The following is a 14126-nucleotide window of genomic DNA, read 5'->3' on the forward strand; positions in this document are numbered from 1 at the left end:
TTAAATATTCTCCTGTTTCGGTGCTGCTGCAATCATCGCGGCCCAGCATAAGCGCGCCCGATGAGCAGCCTGCTGGCATCCGCTCATGTTCTGATACTCCTCCCAAACCTCTGGTTCACTGAAGCCCTCATCAGGCGCAGATTCAAACCCATCAATTACCATATTCTCTGTCGGCTCTTTCGGCACCATCACGTAACCATCCGGAATTACCGGAGAGTTGCCAGCCTGCAGCATGGCGCGGGCTTGCCATACTATCCACGCCACGACCATATCCCATGCCATATAGCCCTGGTCTCCATTTTTGGCGCGCCGATGGTCAACCGAATCGCCGAATCGTTCAGCCATAAAAGACTCAAAGGATTTTCGCTCATCCCGCACTACTGGCGCTGGCTGCTCTTTGATGTGCAACCGCGGTTCACCGTCTTTTGGCTCCGGCCATTCGCGCTGTTTGTTCACCGCCAACTTTTCGATCATCGCCTGGGTAATCTGCTCGTCAGTGATACCGGCACGCCGTTGCGCATCCCACAGCAAGAATTGCATGTCAGCCCACTCAATCAGATCATGCGGCTTAGCGATGACTTCAAGAACCTCCCTTCTAAGATGCTTCAGTGGGCCAATCGGTCCGACATTACCGAACGTAGCCTGTGACCACTCGGCGTGTTCGCGGCGTACATTGTCGCGGTCCGGCGCTGGCTGCGCGTGGCGATAGAGCTTAGTCCCAGGCGCAAACGACTGGATAAGGCGGCGTTCCTGTAGCTCACGCAATGCTGCCAATGTGTAGCTGTCCCCGCTCTCAGCCCGGCTAATCAAGCGTTTGAGCATCTCAGTGGAAACGCGGTCTGTTAACTGGTTATTGGTCATTGATTGGCTCCCCGGAACAAAATTGACTGCTGAAAACCGATTAAGAACCATAGGCCATCAATGCGCTGGCACATCTCGTACCAGTCTTCTGCGTTGAGGTCCGAAACGAGGTTGTCACCGCAAATGCAGGTATCAACGCCACGTGGTTCAGAGTCGTAGACTTCGCCCGGAGTAAACCAGGCCGGTTTGGTTGAGCTTACGCACAGCATTTTCGTTACGGCCATCACTCAGCCTCCCACTTGATGCCAGCGGCGCGAAGTGCGTCAGCACATGCAGTGATCGCCTTATTCCAAACTTCAGTTTCTGACCATAGTTGACTACCGGCGTACTCCGCAGGGCAAAATCTTTCAACTGGCAGCTTCACGGTGCGGGACTCCAGATGCTCGATATACGCCTTTAGCACATCAGCCAGATGTTTCCCCAGCGGCTTCACAATGTCGAATCGCTTGTCATCCCGTACCCAATCAGTTTTATTGCTCCATTCCATGTAGGCGGTGCGGAAGGATTCCAAATCGGCGATATGCTGGTGGGCTGCATGAAGCTCACTTGCAATAGTTTCGAGTTGCTGAACGCTTAAGCAGGACACTTGTTCGCTGGTCAATGAGGCCATATTTGCCCAATGGCGCAGATTCTTAACTAAGTTGGTGATATCAGTCATCGCTATCCTCCAGCACCAGTTCAGTGTCATCAGGTACCTGGAGTGTCAGAACAACGCTATAGCCGCGCTCATGCTGACTGAACGATGCCAGCCATGCCGGAATCGGCGTATCTTCATTGACTTGGCCGACTCCTAGTGCCCAGCAGCCTTCGTCTGTATAGCAGGCAATAACCAGCATCTCGCCTTCAGCAGATTTGAGGTGATAAACGCCGGGGTTGCTGTACATACAGATTTCTTCACGTATAGCGCCTTCACACTCGAAGAGGTCATCGCTGCTGCCGTAGAATTTCAGTTCTTTCATCTGTGGGCCTCCAGGTAGTAGTAAGCTGAAATGATGATTGCCGGGAGCCAGAATAAGATGATGCAAAGTACACAGCTCACAACGGCAGCACGCCAGAACCCGCGGTAATCAGTTTCTTCGTTCATTTTTTGATTACTCCGCATAACCTTTTTATTTCAGCCGACAGCGCTGTGTTCTGGTCCATCGCTTCTGTAAGGGCGATAAAGGTCACATCCAGCCTTGATGCTATGTCTTGCATCAATTGGGCTGCTGCTGGTGGTAGGTCAGGTGCCGCAGCATACGCTGCAGCAACCAATTCTTTCACTTTCACGTGTGCCATTAGCGCCGCTCCATCAGCTGGTTAAAACGGTTCATGAACATGCCGTAAGACTGACCAGGGCGGACGGGATTAATTACAAATTGGTCTGTGGGAATAATGCCGTCGAGCATCGGCCAGTGGGTGCCGTCGTCGATCTCAAAGTCGCGACGTTCGCTGGCCAGCATCACAAGGTCGGCATACTTCACGGTCGGGTGTTGCTCAGTAGGAAGGCCGAATTTTTGGCGAATAGCGGCATCAACCCGATCCTCAATGGCGCGGTAGTCCGGGAGCAGGCGTTTAAGCGGTGCTGGGATATCCTGCAAATAAGCCTCGGCGGCGTCGTGCAGCAGCGCTTCGAGCGCAAACTCCTGCGGCACAAGGTTGCTCGTTAAAACACTGTGCTGCGCTACGCTATAGAACTCAGGCAGATGGCCTGCAAAGCGGCAGATATTCGAGAGAGCGTTCGCGATATCTTCTATCTCGATGGCATCCTGCTGGATATCGAGATAGTTAAAGTGTTTGCCAGTGAACGTTTGAATAAAGCTCATTGTATTTCTCCATTTAATTGCGCTCTGCACAGCGCTGTTTTTTGGGTATAGGAATCCCTCGCCAGATGGCGATAAATTGCAGGATTACGCTTTAATAAATCCCCGCGGCGCCGGGGATTTAATGGAGAGCAATCAGGCTTTGAAGTTGCCGATAAAGGTATCCACTGGCTTGCCGTCGAACTTGCCAACAAGCAGGTCACGGAACTCATTGGCGATCGCTTCCTCCTGCGCCTCAAGCTGGACAATGCGCAGAACAAATACCGGGTCGCTACTTTTCAGCAGGCTGTTGCGCAGACTGAAACGACGTTCGCCAAGACCTTCATACGGTACGCATTTAAACTCGAACGCCACTGGCATAACCTCCTTGCTGCTGGCTTCGATACTTTGCATCAGAGATTTTTTGCCACTAAAGTCGCTATCTTCATGATCGGCTTGGGTTGCCTGTTGAATAGTGACGCGGCGAACAGCCTGCGCTGCTTGGGCGATCGTCATCGTGTTGCCGTCAGCATCAAAGGCCAGTAGATAGTCGCTCCAGTCTTCCAGCCACTCAGCGATTTGCTTCTGATTAAGGTGATCGCCATTGATCGCCAGTAACGCGCGGAATGGTGCTGTCTTCTTGAGCTTGATCGAGGCGACGTTGTCAGCATGACCTGGGTTATCCAGCGTGCCGATATTGAAGATAGAACGGGCCAGCATGTTATCGGCATCAATAAAGCAACGTGCTTTATCATCTTCCTTGGCATAACCAACGGAATAGCGAACGAAATCGTCAATGCTGGTTGTATCCATGGCGCCGCGGAAACGGAAACGCTCAAGAGAATAACGCTCCAGACTTTCAACGCTGGTATTCTGAGGTAGCAGGGCGGTCGGGCAGGCCAGGCCGTGGATATCGTTCAGGTGATAACCGGAAAGCACCAGGTCTTTAACTTGCTGAAAAGTACCGCTGTCTAACTGAGACATAAAAATTCCTTATTAACTGATTAGCGAAGTGGTATCAGTGAATTTGTGCTTGCGGATCACTGAGCCGCTTTAAGCTTTCCGTCCACCGTGCCGGTAATACCGAAGAGTTGCCCTTGATCCTCCTGCAGGATAGTGAGCTTGCCGCCTTTGTTAACCCACATTGGTGTTTCGGTGGTGTCCTCTTCCGACGCTTTGCCGCGGGGAGTTGGGGTGCTGTAGTTCAGCTTGTGCTTAATCTTGACGCGCTTCTCTTCGACAGAGTTGCCCATACGCTCAAAATCAAAGGTGAGGACTACCTTGCCTTTGTTGCCGTTGTTCAGAACGCCGAGCGCGGTGGTATTTAGAGCCGCCGCAATCTTGTTCATGAATACGCCGGCGTCCAGTTCGCCCAGGAAATCGGGCACGACTGTCATGCGATCATTACTCATGGTTTTACCCTCTCGAAAGGCGGCTGCCACCGCCGGGAATTTCTCCGTACACAACACAGAAGAGCACCTGCGGTTGAGAAGCCGCCCGGGTGGATTGGGTAATGAGCCCGTCATCCGGTGATGCTCTTGTGTGTTGAGTAAAAAGGGCGGTACCAGAAACAAAGGGGAACTGGCACCGCCAAGACTACACACAGCACAGTTATTAAAGTTGTGGCGGTGGTGCCTCCACCTGCCGGGTTAAGCCATAACCGGCGACGTACACTGCCCGGAAACGCATTCATTGAACGGGTTTGGCTCGTCACGTGCGCATAGCCGCAATTACCACAACGAAGAGGGCACTGCCGGTGTCCGAATCGAACGGACCTTTTCCCTGCCCATCACCAGAAATAGAACTATCCTGGCGTCTGGAATCGAACCAGACTCTGTGCCTTGCTCGTCAATGCCCTCATCGTTGTGTGCTGGCCTTTCCCAGCCGTCAGCGGTCTACTTCCCGCCGTCACTGCCGTCGAGAGTGCTGGCATCTCACCGTTTTCACAGTTGAACGTCTGCCGCTGTTATCGGAGCGGAGTCGCTACTTCGTAGGACATTTATGGACCGTCTTGAAGTAGTAAGTCATCCAGTCCCGCTAAGCACTCTGGTGATGCTTAATGTGATTGGCTGAGTTATAAGCGCCTGTCTTTTCACCACGTCAGGCTCGGTGGTATCTTGGTTGCTTCTCACACAGCCAGGATCATCTGAAATGAATAATGTTGCCGATCTTCTCCATGCCAGACTTGAAGCTATTGAGTTAGCTATATCCAGATTGGCTACCTCAATCACTGAGATTGGCGGTCCGCATGCCGAAGAACTTGAAAACTCTATTGCCTATTTCCGTGAGCTTTTTGAAAATCCGGATCTATCACCAAAAAAACGAGAAACATATTTGCGAACTATCAAGCTATTAGACCCGCTCAGAAGTGATCCAACAGAGCCGTTTTAAGCTGCTCATAATCGCGCTGAGATGATTCTTTTCTTCGCGCAAGGATTGCCTCAACAATCTCTTTGCCGTTGAGGCGCTTCTTACCATTTGCGTACTGCTCAGTACCTTTTAGCGCTAACTGTGCAAGCAAAATGCGTGATTCTGTGCCTGCGTTAGGTTCGATTTGCTGAACTCGCTTTGCATCGCTCCAGCAATAGAGCGATGACATGCTTTAACTTGTTTTCATCCATCGTGAACCTCTAGTAAAAGTTAATAGCTTGCGAATCATCCGGTCATTCGTACGCCACCGGCGGCTACTTCGTGGGCGTCCTGCCTGTTCGCTGTTTCTTTTAGGTACATTATGTACCTATGGGGTACATTGTCAAGTGTAAAAAAACCCGCCGAAGCAGGTTTAATAGTCTTTGTTATGTTTTCGTTCGGTATCGTCTTGGTTTACCGGAAAAAATTACGGTACCAATTATAGAGCAATTACCATTGATTTTGATGTAAGGTTCCGGCCAGTTTGAGTTCAGTGCTTTTAGATAGCGTTGTCCTGCATCTTCAATCAAACGTTTAAATGTAGTCTCGCCAGAATCGTGCATTAAGGCGATTACATCATCTCCATGTACTGCTGGAACTTCGGGATCAACAAAAATCATATCACCTGGCCTATATTCGTCGATCATTGAGTCGCCAATGACACGAAGAATATAAGTCATCGGCCCACAGGGAACAGGGCATGGATAGTTTTCAGTGCTATTCAAATCAACCTCAGCATAGCCAACTTCGGTCCATGCTCCTGCTTGTACCCAGGATATAACTGGAACCATGGTGATATTTCTATTTGTATCAGAGACATCGGGGTTTTTAGCGACATTAGTGGTTTGATGTTCCTGATCTAACCACCCAGTAGGTAAGTCAAAACACTTTTCAATGTGTCTTGCCATTGCATCGCCGATGTTCTTTGTGGCGCCATCTCCCATGAACCGACTAGTTTGAGTCGGCTCGCGATCAATCATATTGGCGAAGTAAATATTACCGCCAACACCATCACGCAATTTTCTGGCGTTTAACCGCCTGATTTCCTGGATTGTTTTCATATTGAAATTAAACAGTGTGTACCTCAAAGGTACAAGTACCTTGAAGGTTCATTTCTTTCGTGTAATATGTACACAGGAGGTACATATATGAAAGAGTTCTGGGATTCATTAACTAAAGAGCAACAGAGCAATTTAGCTGCAAACGTTGGCTCTACACCCGGTTATCTGCGTTTAGTTTTTAACGGCTACAAAAAAGCCGGATTTGATCTGGCAAAAAAATTGGAAAAAAACACATCCGGTGCGATCACCAAGTTTGATCTTCGACCGGATATCTATTCCAAACAATAACATTTGGTTTTAACAGCGTTAACCACAGAAGTAAGGGGCAAGCCGTGGGTATAGAACCTGAATGGAAAGTTGATAAGCAGCCGTCTTGGCTGGTGGCTGCGATCAAAAAAACGATCACTGATTTGGACGGAGGTTATGTAGAAGCAGCTGAGTGGCTGGGTGTTACTGAAAACGCATTGTTTAACCGCTTACGTGCCGATGGAGATCAGATTTTTCCACTCGGCTGGGCAATGGTCCTACAGCGGGCTGCTGGGTCAAATCATATAGCCAATGCGATAGCGCGTCATTCAAACGGGGTTTTCGTTCCTCTCGCAGATATTGAGGATGTGGACAACGCCGATATTAACCAACGCCTGATGGAGTCTATCGAGTGGATCGGCAAGCACTCACAGTATCTCCGTAAAGCTACAGCTGACGGTGTTATTGACCAGGCCGAACGCGAGCAAATCGAGGAGAACAGTTATCAGGTTATGGCGAAATGGCAGGAGCATTTGACATTGCTTTTCCGTGTCTTTTGCCAGCCAGAAAAGAGTGACGCCCGCGAGTGTGCAGCTCCGGGCGTCGTGGCGAATAAATCAATGTGTATGGAGAAATCCGCATGAGCAATTTAACCGCAAATAATCAGCGATCGCAACTTCGCGCGTTACCAGTTCGCGGTGGTAAAGGAGTTATTGCGTATTGCTATGCCGTAAGAATACCGGGTGGATGGGCCCAGGTTAACCACAGTTTTACAGAGTGGGCTGTGGGGGACTTCATTTCACGAGGAGGTAAGCAGAATGGCGCAATGGATAAATAATCTCCCGGTTTCATCCGCTGTTTCTGTCCCTGCCTTTAGCGTTGGCAGCGTAACCATGAGCAGCCGTGAGATTGCTGGGCTGACCGAAAAGCAACATGGACATGTTTGCCGGGATATTGAGGCGATGCTGAAACAGTTAGGAGAGAGCCCCGAGGGGTATATCCAACTTTGGACACACCCCCAGAACGGCCAGAAGTACCGCGAGTATCGCCTCGATCGTGAGCATACTGAATGCCTGATCACTGGTTACAGCGCGGTACTTCGCATGAAGATTATCCGTCGCCTGCGTGAGTTGGAAGATAACGCTAATGCTATCCCACAAACGCTGCCGGAGGCGCTTCGTCTGGCTGCCGATATGGCTGAGCAGAATGCGCGCCTGTCTCACAAGGTCCAGCAGGATGCTCCGAAAGTCGCGTTCGTCAATCAATATGTTGAAGCCGGGGGCGCCAAAAGTCTGCGTGAGACGGCGAAGATCCTCAACATGCCAGAAAAGGCGATGATCGACGCTCTCTTGCGCGACAAAGTACTGTTTCGGCAGTCTGGCAATTTGCTTCCCCATGCCCTGCGCCAGCGTGAAGGTTTGTTTACCGTCAAAACAGGCACTTCGGATTTTGGTCATGCCTATACCCAAACCCGCGTAACCCCGAGGGGTGTCCAGTGGATCGCTGAGCGTTACGCCTCCGAATTGATGGGGGGCTAACGTGACAGAGCATATTCACCCCCTGAACCGATATTACCGGGATAGCCACGGTATCATTGTCAACGTCACTGGTTATGACGTTGTTGGTCAGCGAGTGATATATCGCCGGCCCGGATACGATTGGGAATGTGTCGCGCCGCTAATTGTTTTCCGCTCAAGATTCAAAAGGATAGATAACGATGACTAACCAACATTTTTCTGCTGACAATATTGCTTTTGATTTCCCTTTCGACACGCCGCTTCACCGGTTGATCATGGTTTATATCCAAATTAGTGGAAGCGGTGACGGTGGGAAGGAAAAACTCATTTCAGACAGTACGTTTATCAAGATTTGTTGCTGCACTTCTTCTGATTTTACTGATGCAGTGACTTTCCTGCTTGAGAATGGATTTATCGCAAAATGCAATTATGGGATGCAATTCGGTGAAGCGTGTAGCGGGTATGTAATCACCGTACCCGATGAGCTACGGAGGGCCCATGAGCGCACTGATTCAACTACTTGACCGTCCGATCGCTTATAACCCGGCCTTTGCAAAGCTGAAAGCCGGGAAAATCAAAGCAGGCCCGGTTGCTGCTGTGTTTCTTTCCCAGATGGTCTACTGGCATAACCGCATGGATGGCGGCTGGATGTACAAAACGCAGGCTGATATTTCCAGTGAAACGGCGCTTACTCGCGATGAGCAAGAGACTGCGCGCAAACGACTGGTAGCGCTTGGTGTTCTGGAGGAAGCCCGCCGCGGTGTTCCGGCAACCATGCATTACCGCATCAATGCTGAACGCCTGGAAGCCCTGCTCATTGAAACGGCGAAGCCAGCGAAGAAGGTTACCAAGGAGAAATCCAGATTGCGGGATGTCCAGAATGTGGAAACGCCGCAATCTGGATTGGTGCAATCCCGCAAACTAGATTGCGGTGATGCCGCAAACAAGAATGTGGAAATGCCGCAAACAAGTATGGGGGATTCCCCCGAACAAGCATGTGGGGATCCCACAATCTTTCCTACAGGAGATTACACAGAGACTACTCAGGAGAATACACAGGGTAATTTAAAACCCCCTTGTCCGGTTGCTGTGCAACCCGACCCTGAAGTCGTAATTACCGATAACGCGATTGAGGTGTTAACCCATCTGAACCGGGTAAGCGGTTCGCGCTACCAAAAATCAAAAACTTCTCTGGAGAACATCCGAGGACGCTTACGTGACGGTTACAGCGTCAGCGATCTGCAGTTGGTTATCGACTTTAAGCATGAGCACTGGCGCACCAATGACGAGCAGTACCAGTACATGCGCCCTGAAACGCTGTTCGGGCCGAAGAAATTCGAGGGTTACCTGCAAAGCGGTACCCGCTGGAACCAGAAGGGCAGGCCTAAGCGTGAAGATTGGGGAAAAAGTAAAAAGCAGTCCGAACTTCCTAACAGCTACAGCCAGGATGCTGGCGTTGATATCTCTGCGCGTGACCTTGCCTGGCGCCGTTACCACGACCTTGAGGCTGACAACGAGCCGAAGAGCGAAATTGAGGTACAAGTCCGGGCTAGGGCCGATCGCGATGGTCTGAAAGCAAAGGGACATGACCATGGTCTGGCTCAGTTTGGATGGAACAATATCTGGTCTGTAGTGGCCAAGAACGGAGGAGCTGCATGAATCTTAGTCCTTACAGCCAGGCACTGGCGCAACTGCGTGCCCAGAAAGCGCATTATTTAAAAGAGGTTGGCGATCAATGGCGGACGCCGGATCTGCTGTTCTGGGGCGTTAACGCTATGTTTGGCCCACTGGTGTTGGATCTGTTTGCCGACGACAGCAACGCAAAATGCCCGGCATGGTATACCGCTGAGGATAATGCGCTGATGCAGGATTGGTCCGCTCGGCTTGAAGAACTTGGCGGAGCAGGCTTTGGTAACCCACCGTATAGCCGTTCTCAGTACCACGAAAAGCAGGCGGTCACCGGCATGACTCACATCATGAAGTACGCTGCTGCACAGCGTGAGAAAGGCGGGCGCTATGTCTTCCTGCTCAAGGCTGCACCTAGCGAAACCTGGTGGCCGGAAGATGCCGATCACATTGTGTTCATTCGCGGGAGGATTGGTTTCGATCTGCCTACGTGGTTTATTCCTGCTGATGATAAGCAAAATCCCACCAGCGCATTTTTTGCTGGTGCCATTGTTGTATTTGATAAGTCCTGGCGCGGCGAGCGTTTCAGCTATATCCACCGTACCGAGCTGGAAGCGAAAGGGCGCGCATTTATGGCGCTGGCAGAGTTTGCTGCGGGGAGGTTCCTGTCATCAGTACCGCCAGTACCGGAGCCTGAAGTTGTTATCCCCGATGCGGTATTTACTGCATTGGCTGAAGCTGAATCCCGGATATGGCCACTGGAAGTTGGGCTGGTGTTCAATCAGGTTGAAGGCGCTGAGGATCTGGAGTTGTCCCAGCAGAACAAGCTAAAGGCCCACATTAACCATTTGTGGCTGGAGCGCATGCCCACCAGCGAGATCATCACCGTTGCTGGTGGCTTGGTAGGGAGTATGCAGGGGGCCGCTCATGCGTGAGATTATTGTCGATAATTTTGCTGGTGGCGGTGGCGCGTCCACAGGGATTGAGCTGGCGATAGGGCGTAGCGTTGATATCGCGATTAACCACGACGAGAACGCGATCGCCATGCATAAAACCAATCACCCTGACACCCTCCATTACTGTGAGTCGGTGTTTGATGTGGATCCGGTCGCGGCGACCGGCGGTAATCCTGTCGCTCTCGCGTGGTTTAGCCCAGACTGTAGGCATTTCTCAAAAGCGAAGGGCGCTAAGCCTGTTAAGAAAGAGATTCGCGGTCTCGCGTGGATTGTCGTCCGCTGGGCTCTGGCGAAGCGTCCGCGCGTTGTAATGTTGGAAAACGTAGAAGAGTTCAAGACATGGGGTCCATTGCTGGAGGATGAGGCGCGTCCGGATCCAGCGCGGATACGCTGGCTTCCGGAGCACCGGCTGCCAGCGAAACTGATGATTTGATGAATACCCCTGTTTAAGAGGCTCACATGGCTAACACTGAAGAATTTACTCACTACCAGCCGCTGGGTAATAGCGATCCTGCCCATACCGCATATGGCTCTGGCGCGCTGGCAGCGGCAACACCTGCAATGACTCCGTTAATGCTGGAGGCGACAGCTGGCAAACTGGTTGTATGGGACGGCGAGCATGCCGGAGCAGCATGCGGAATTCTGGCGGTTGCAGCCGATCAGAACAGCACAGAACTTACCTTTTATAAATCCGGGTCCTTCCGTATTGAAGATGTTCTCTGGCCGGATGCGGTCACTGACGACAGTATTAAACGTAATGCGTTTGCTGGTACCGCTGTCAGCATCGTTTAACCGAATCCTTTACCACCATCATTATTCGTAAAAGCCGCATATGCGGTTTTTTTATGGGAAAAATCTATGTCAGTTTATACAACAGCCCAACTGCTGGCGGTCAATGAGAAGAAATTCAAATTCGATCCGCTTTTCCTGCGTATCTTCTTTCGTGAAAGTTATCCCTTCACGACAGAGAAGGTCTACCTGTCGCAAATTCCAGGCCTGGTCAACATGGCGTTGTATGTGTCGCCGATTGTCTCAGGGAAAGTAATTCGTTCCCGTGGCGGCAGCACGTCAGAATTTACCCCGGGCTATGTGAAGCCAAAACACGAAGTTAATCCACAAATGACCCTCCGCCGCCTGCCTGATGAAGATCCACAGAATCTGGCAGACCCTGCTTATCGCCGTCGCCGCATCATTCTTCAGAACATGAAAGATGAGGAGCTGGCGATTGCACAGGTCGAAGAGAAGCAAGCAATTGAAGCTGTGCTCTATGGGAAATACACCATGAGTGGAGAAGCATTTGAGCCAGTCGAAGTGGATATGGGGCGAAGTGCCGGCAATAACATCATTCAGGCGGGGGCGGCAGCATGGTCTGGCCGCGATAAAAAAACCTATGATCCGACCGATGACATTGAAGCCTATGCTCTCAACGCCAGCGGTACGATCAATATTATCGTGTTCGATCCGAAGGGCTGGGCACTGTTCCGCTCTTTCGATGCCGTTAAGGAGAAGCTGGATACTCGCCGTGGCTCGAATTCGGAGCTGGAAACTGCTCTGAAAGACCTGGGTAAAGCTGTTTCTTATAAGGGCATGTATGGCGATGTAGCCATTGTGGTTTATGCCGGTCAGCTCGTTGAAAATGACGTCAAAAAAAATGCTCTGCCGGACCTGTCTATGGTACTGGGTAACACCCTGGCCCGTGGTCTGCGCACCTATGGTTGCATCCTTGATGCAGACGCCCAGCGCGAAGGTATTAACGCTTCAACCCGCTACCCAAAAAACTGGGTTCAGACAGGAGACCCTGCACGCGAGTTCACCATGATTCAGTCAGCACCGCTGATGTTGCTGGCTGATCCGGATGAGTTCGTCTCCGTAAAACTGGCCTAACGAACCTGACCACGGCCCTTCGGGGCCTTTCTTACAAAGGGGAAACTGTGATGACCAAAGAAGAGTTGATCGCCCGCCTCCGAGAGCTGAGCATCATGCTGAACCGTGATGTGAGCCTGACAGGATCAAAAGAAGAACTGGCACTCCGCATTGCTGAGCTGGAAGAGGAGATTGGGGATGATGCCGACGATGGTGGCGACGGCAATGAAACTGCTACCGGCAATACGGCATCCGGTGGTGAGGGGAAGGATCGCCCCGCGCAGGGTAACGCATTAACTCCGGCGCCCCAGGAAACACAATCCGCATCTGGTGATCTGGTCGCGGTGAAAACGCGCGCGACATTACACCTCGAAGCGTTGCACGCCGTAAAAAATGAAAAGGTTAGTCTTGTTTTGCCTGGAACTACCGTTCGTGTCAGCGCCGGGGATGCAGAAGAGTTGATTGCACTGGGGCTGGCTGTCGAACCATAGCGGAGCGGACATGACCGATTTCAATAATATTTTCGATGCAGCAATATCTCTGGCTGATGAAATTATCCTCGAAAAGATGGCCGTAGTAGCCAGGGTAACCTCGGGTTTTTATAAGGGAAGTGATATTTCTGGTGTTTTCGACGATCCCGAAAATATCGGCTATGCAGGAAATGGGGTCAGGATAGAGGGGACCAGTCCTTCACTATTTGTTAAATCAGTAGCCGTCAGCGAGTTAAAACGCTTCGATTTGCTGATCGTTAATAACGCCACATACTGGGTTGATCGCTTAAGTCCGGATGATTGCGGAAGCCGTTATATCTGGCTGGGGACAGGTACACCACCTGCCAGTAACAGGAGGGGATAGACATGTCTATTCAGGGGCTGGCAGAGCTGAAATTACGACTTAGTGAGATAAGCAAAACCGCAGTTCCGCGAGCGACATCCCAGGCGATCAACCGTATTGCCGGACGAGCCATAAGCAAAAGTGTATCCGTAGTTACAAAGGATACGAAAATTCCACGGAAACTTGTTCGCGGTCGAGCGCGATTACGCAAAGCAACTTCCAGAAAGCCGCAGGCTATTATCAGAGTAAATCGCGGAAACCTGCCGGCCATTAAATTGGGGCCTGCCAGCGTGAGATTGTCGCGGAGAAAACGCGATAAACGAGGGGTGAGAAGTGTTTTACATGTAGGTCGTTTTCGGTTTCCTGGAGCATTCATTCAGCAGTTGGATAATGGTCGCTGGCACGTGATGCAACGCGAGTCAAAGTCACGCTACCCAATTGATGTTGTCAAAATCCCTCTTACCACTCCCTTAACTACTGCATTTAAAAATGCAGTTCCAGCGTTGATGCAATCTGATATGCCCAAAGAAATGCAGTATGCACTGCGCAACCAGATAAGGCTGATAGTGAAACGATGAAACATTCAGATATTCGTAATGCAGTTATTGATGCCCTGAGCAGTATTGATGCGAATGCTCTGTTTGACGGTCGCCCGGCATTATTTGATGAGCAAGATTTCCCTGCTGTGGCGGTTTATCTCACAGATGCGCGGGCAACTGACAGAGAAGTTGATGGCGATATCTGGGAGGCAACATTGCATGTCGAAGTGTTTCTTCCAGGGCAAGTGCCTGATTCTGAACTCGATATGTGGATGGAGTCGAAAATTTATCCAGTAATGGGGAACGTTCAGTCCCTTTCTGTACTACTGGAAACCATTTCTCCCGATGGTTTTGATTACCAGCGGGATGAAGAATTGGTCGCATGGAGTTCGGCGGATCTAAAATACTCAATTACTTACGAAATGTGAGGCAC

General features: G+C 50.8%; 25 protein-coding genes and 1 pseudogene. 16 read left to right on the top strand and 10 right to left on the bottom strand.

The features are described 5' to 3' along the window. The 8 genes from AC07P6_RS07220 to AC07P6_RS07255 all read right to left on the bottom strand — a co-directional run bounded on the left by AC07P6_RS07220 (window position 1) and on the right by AC07P6_RS07255 (window position 4054). A complete protein-coding gene (locus AC07P6_RS07220) occupies window positions 1-861 on the bottom strand; it encodes a DUF550 domain-containing protein (protein ID WP_370511966.1) in 861 nt (286 codons plus the stop codon). After that, a complete protein-coding gene (locus AC07P6_RS07225) occupies window positions 858-1085 on the bottom strand; it encodes a hypothetical protein (protein ID WP_154905051.1) in 228 nt (75 codons plus the stop codon). Before AC07P6_RS07225 ends, AC07P6_RS07220 begins: the two co-directional genes overlap by 4 nt. Next, complete coding sequence (locus tag AC07P6_RS07230) at window positions 1085-1519, bottom strand: hypothetical protein (protein WP_154905050.1); 435 nt, start codon at window positions 1517-1519, stop codon at window positions 1085-1087. The genes AC07P6_RS07225 and AC07P6_RS07230 overlap by 1 nt, the downstream gene beginning before the upstream one ends. Next, on the bottom strand, window positions 1512-1820 hold the full coding sequence (locus AC07P6_RS07235) for a hypothetical protein (RefSeq protein WP_154905049.1): 309 nt from the start codon (window positions 1818-1820) through the stop codon (window positions 1512-1514). Before AC07P6_RS07235 ends, AC07P6_RS07230 begins: the two co-directional genes overlap by 8 nt. A 121-nt stretch (window positions 1821-1941) precedes the next feature. After that, window positions 1942-2139 (bottom strand): hypothetical protein, encoded by a 198-nt coding sequence (locus AC07P6_RS07240; protein ID WP_154905048.1) that lies wholly within the window; start codon window positions 2137-2139, stop codon window positions 1942-1944. Then, on the bottom strand, window positions 2139-2666 hold the full coding sequence (locus tag AC07P6_RS07245) for an HD family hydrolase (RefSeq protein WP_154905047.1): 528 nt from the start codon (window positions 2664-2666) through the stop codon (window positions 2139-2141). Before AC07P6_RS07245 ends, AC07P6_RS07240 begins: the two co-directional genes overlap by 1 nt. Before the next feature lie 132 nt (window positions 2667-2798). After that, window positions 2799-3626, bottom strand: a complete 828-nt coding sequence (locus AC07P6_RS07250) for a YfdQ family protein (RefSeq protein WP_154905046.1) — start codon at window positions 3624-3626, stop codon at window positions 2799-2801. A 56-nt stretch (window positions 3627-3682) separates the two neighbouring features. Further along, window positions 3683-4054 carry a hypothetical protein gene (locus AC07P6_RS07255; RefSeq protein ID WP_004123001.1) on the bottom strand — a complete coding sequence of 124 codons (372 nt, stop codon included), beginning with the start codon at window positions 4052-4054 and terminating at the stop codon, window positions 3683-3685. A 739-nt stretch (window positions 4055-4793) separates the two neighbouring features. Here AC07P6_RS07255 and AC07P6_RS07260 point away from each other — a divergent pair. Beyond that, a complete protein-coding gene (locus AC07P6_RS07260; protein WP_154905044.1) occupies window positions 4794-5033 on the top strand; it encodes a hypothetical protein in 240 nt (79 codons plus the stop codon). Here AC07P6_RS07260 and AC07P6_RS07265 read toward each other — a convergent pair. Continuing rightward, a complete protein-coding gene (locus AC07P6_RS07265; RefSeq protein ID WP_177952347.1) occupies window positions 5005-5241 on the bottom strand; it encodes a hypothetical protein in 237 nt (78 codons plus the stop codon). The two genes, AC07P6_RS07260 and AC07P6_RS07265, sit on opposite strands and share 29 nt — an antisense overlap. A gap of 196 nt (window positions 5242-5437) precedes the next feature. Next, window positions 5438-6112 carry a LexA family protein gene (locus AC07P6_RS07270; RefSeq protein ID WP_094963380.1) on the bottom strand — a complete coding sequence of 225 codons (675 nt, stop codon included), beginning with the start codon at window positions 6110-6112 and terminating at the stop codon, window positions 5438-5440. Window positions 6113-6199: 87 nt separating this feature from the next. On the opposite strand from AC07P6_RS07270, the gene AC07P6_RS07275 reads away from it, so the two are divergent. The 15 genes and pseudogenes from AC07P6_RS07275 to gpU all read left to right on the top strand — a co-directional run bounded on the left by AC07P6_RS07275 (window position 6200) and on the right by gpU (window position 14121). After that, on the top strand, window positions 6200-6400 hold the full coding sequence (locus tag AC07P6_RS07275; RefSeq protein ID WP_094963379.1) for a helix-turn-helix domain-containing protein: 201 nt from the start codon (window positions 6200-6202) through the stop codon (window positions 6398-6400). A gap of 44 nt (window positions 6401-6444) precedes the next feature. Beyond that, window positions 6445-7002, top strand: a complete 558-nt coding sequence (locus AC07P6_RS07280) for a YmfL family putative regulatory protein (RefSeq protein WP_154905043.1) — start codon at window positions 6445-6447, stop codon at window positions 7000-7002. Next, window positions 6999-7196: a hypothetical protein gene (locus AC07P6_RS07285; protein WP_094963377.1), complete on the top strand. Its 198-nt coding sequence runs from the start codon at window positions 6999-7001 to the stop codon at window positions 7194-7196. Before AC07P6_RS07280 ends, AC07P6_RS07285 begins: the two co-directional genes overlap by 4 nt. Continuing rightward, window positions 7177-7896: a phage antirepressor KilAC domain-containing protein gene (locus AC07P6_RS07290; RefSeq protein ID WP_154905042.1), complete on the top strand. Its 720-nt coding sequence runs from the start codon at window positions 7177-7179 to the stop codon at window positions 7894-7896. Before AC07P6_RS07285 ends, AC07P6_RS07290 begins: the two co-directional genes overlap by 20 nt. A gap of 1 nt (window position 7897) precedes the next feature. Next, on the top strand, window positions 7898-8083 hold the full coding sequence (locus tag AC07P6_RS07295; RefSeq protein ID WP_154905041.1) for a DUF4222 domain-containing protein: 186 nt from the start codon (window positions 7898-7900) through the stop codon (window positions 8081-8083). Beyond that, entirely contained in the window at window positions 8076-8399 is a 324-nt protein-coding gene (locus AC07P6_RS07300; RefSeq protein WP_154905040.1) for a hypothetical protein, read from the top strand. Before AC07P6_RS07295 ends, AC07P6_RS07300 begins: the two co-directional genes overlap by 8 nt. Continuing rightward, window positions 8374-9534 (top strand): conserved phage C-terminal domain-containing protein, encoded by a 1161-nt coding sequence (locus tag AC07P6_RS07305; protein ID WP_154905039.1) that lies wholly within the window; start codon window positions 8374-8376, stop codon window positions 9532-9534. The genes AC07P6_RS07300 and AC07P6_RS07305 overlap by 26 nt, the downstream gene beginning before the upstream one ends. Next, window positions 9531-10436, top strand: coding sequence for a phage N-6-adenine-methyltransferase (locus AC07P6_RS07310; protein WP_154905038.1), 906 nt, complete (start codon window positions 9531-9533; stop codon window positions 10434-10436). The genes AC07P6_RS07305 and AC07P6_RS07310 overlap by 4 nt, the downstream gene beginning before the upstream one ends. Beyond that, window positions 10429-10842, top strand: a pseudogene (locus AC07P6_RS07315) (DNA cytosine methyltransferase); the annotation flags it as partial. The gene AC07P6_RS07310 and the pseudogene AC07P6_RS07315, both read left to right, overlap by 8 nt. 74 nt (window positions 10843-10916) lie before the next feature. Next, window positions 10917-11249 carry a head decoration protein gene (locus AC07P6_RS07320; protein WP_154905025.1) on the top strand — a complete coding sequence of 111 codons (333 nt, stop codon included), beginning with the start codon at window positions 10917-10919 and terminating at the stop codon, window positions 11247-11249. A 66-nt stretch (window positions 11250-11315) separates the two neighbouring features. Next, window positions 11316-12341, top strand: coding sequence for a major capsid protein (locus AC07P6_RS07325; protein ID WP_154905024.1), 1026 nt, complete (start codon window positions 11316-11318; stop codon window positions 12339-12341). Window positions 12342-12391: 50 nt separating this feature from the next. Beyond that, window positions 12392-12811 (top strand): DNA-packaging protein FI, encoded by a 420-nt coding sequence (gene gpFI / locus AC07P6_RS07330; protein WP_154905023.1) that lies wholly within the window; start codon window positions 12392-12394, stop codon window positions 12809-12811. Window positions 12812-12821: 10 nt separating this feature from the next. Further along, the gene (locus tag AC07P6_RS07335; protein WP_040228170.1) at window positions 12822-13175 is read left to right on the top strand and encodes a head-tail joining protein; all 354 of its coding nucleotides are present in this window, start codon (window positions 12822-12824) and stop codon (window positions 13173-13175) included. 2 nt (window positions 13176-13177) lie between these two features. Continuing rightward, window positions 13178-13732, top strand: coding sequence for a phage tail protein (locus AC07P6_RS07340; protein WP_154905022.1), 555 nt, complete (start codon window positions 13178-13180; stop codon window positions 13730-13732). Beyond that, entirely contained in the window at window positions 13729-14121 is a 393-nt protein-coding gene (gene gpU, locus AC07P6_RS07345; RefSeq protein WP_049091451.1) for a phage tail terminator protein, read from the top strand. The genes AC07P6_RS07340 and gpU overlap by 4 nt, the downstream gene beginning before the upstream one ends. The last annotated feature ends 5 nt before the right edge of the window (window positions 14122-14126 follow it).

Source organism: Klebsiella sp. GFKo11, from assembly GCF_056490265.1.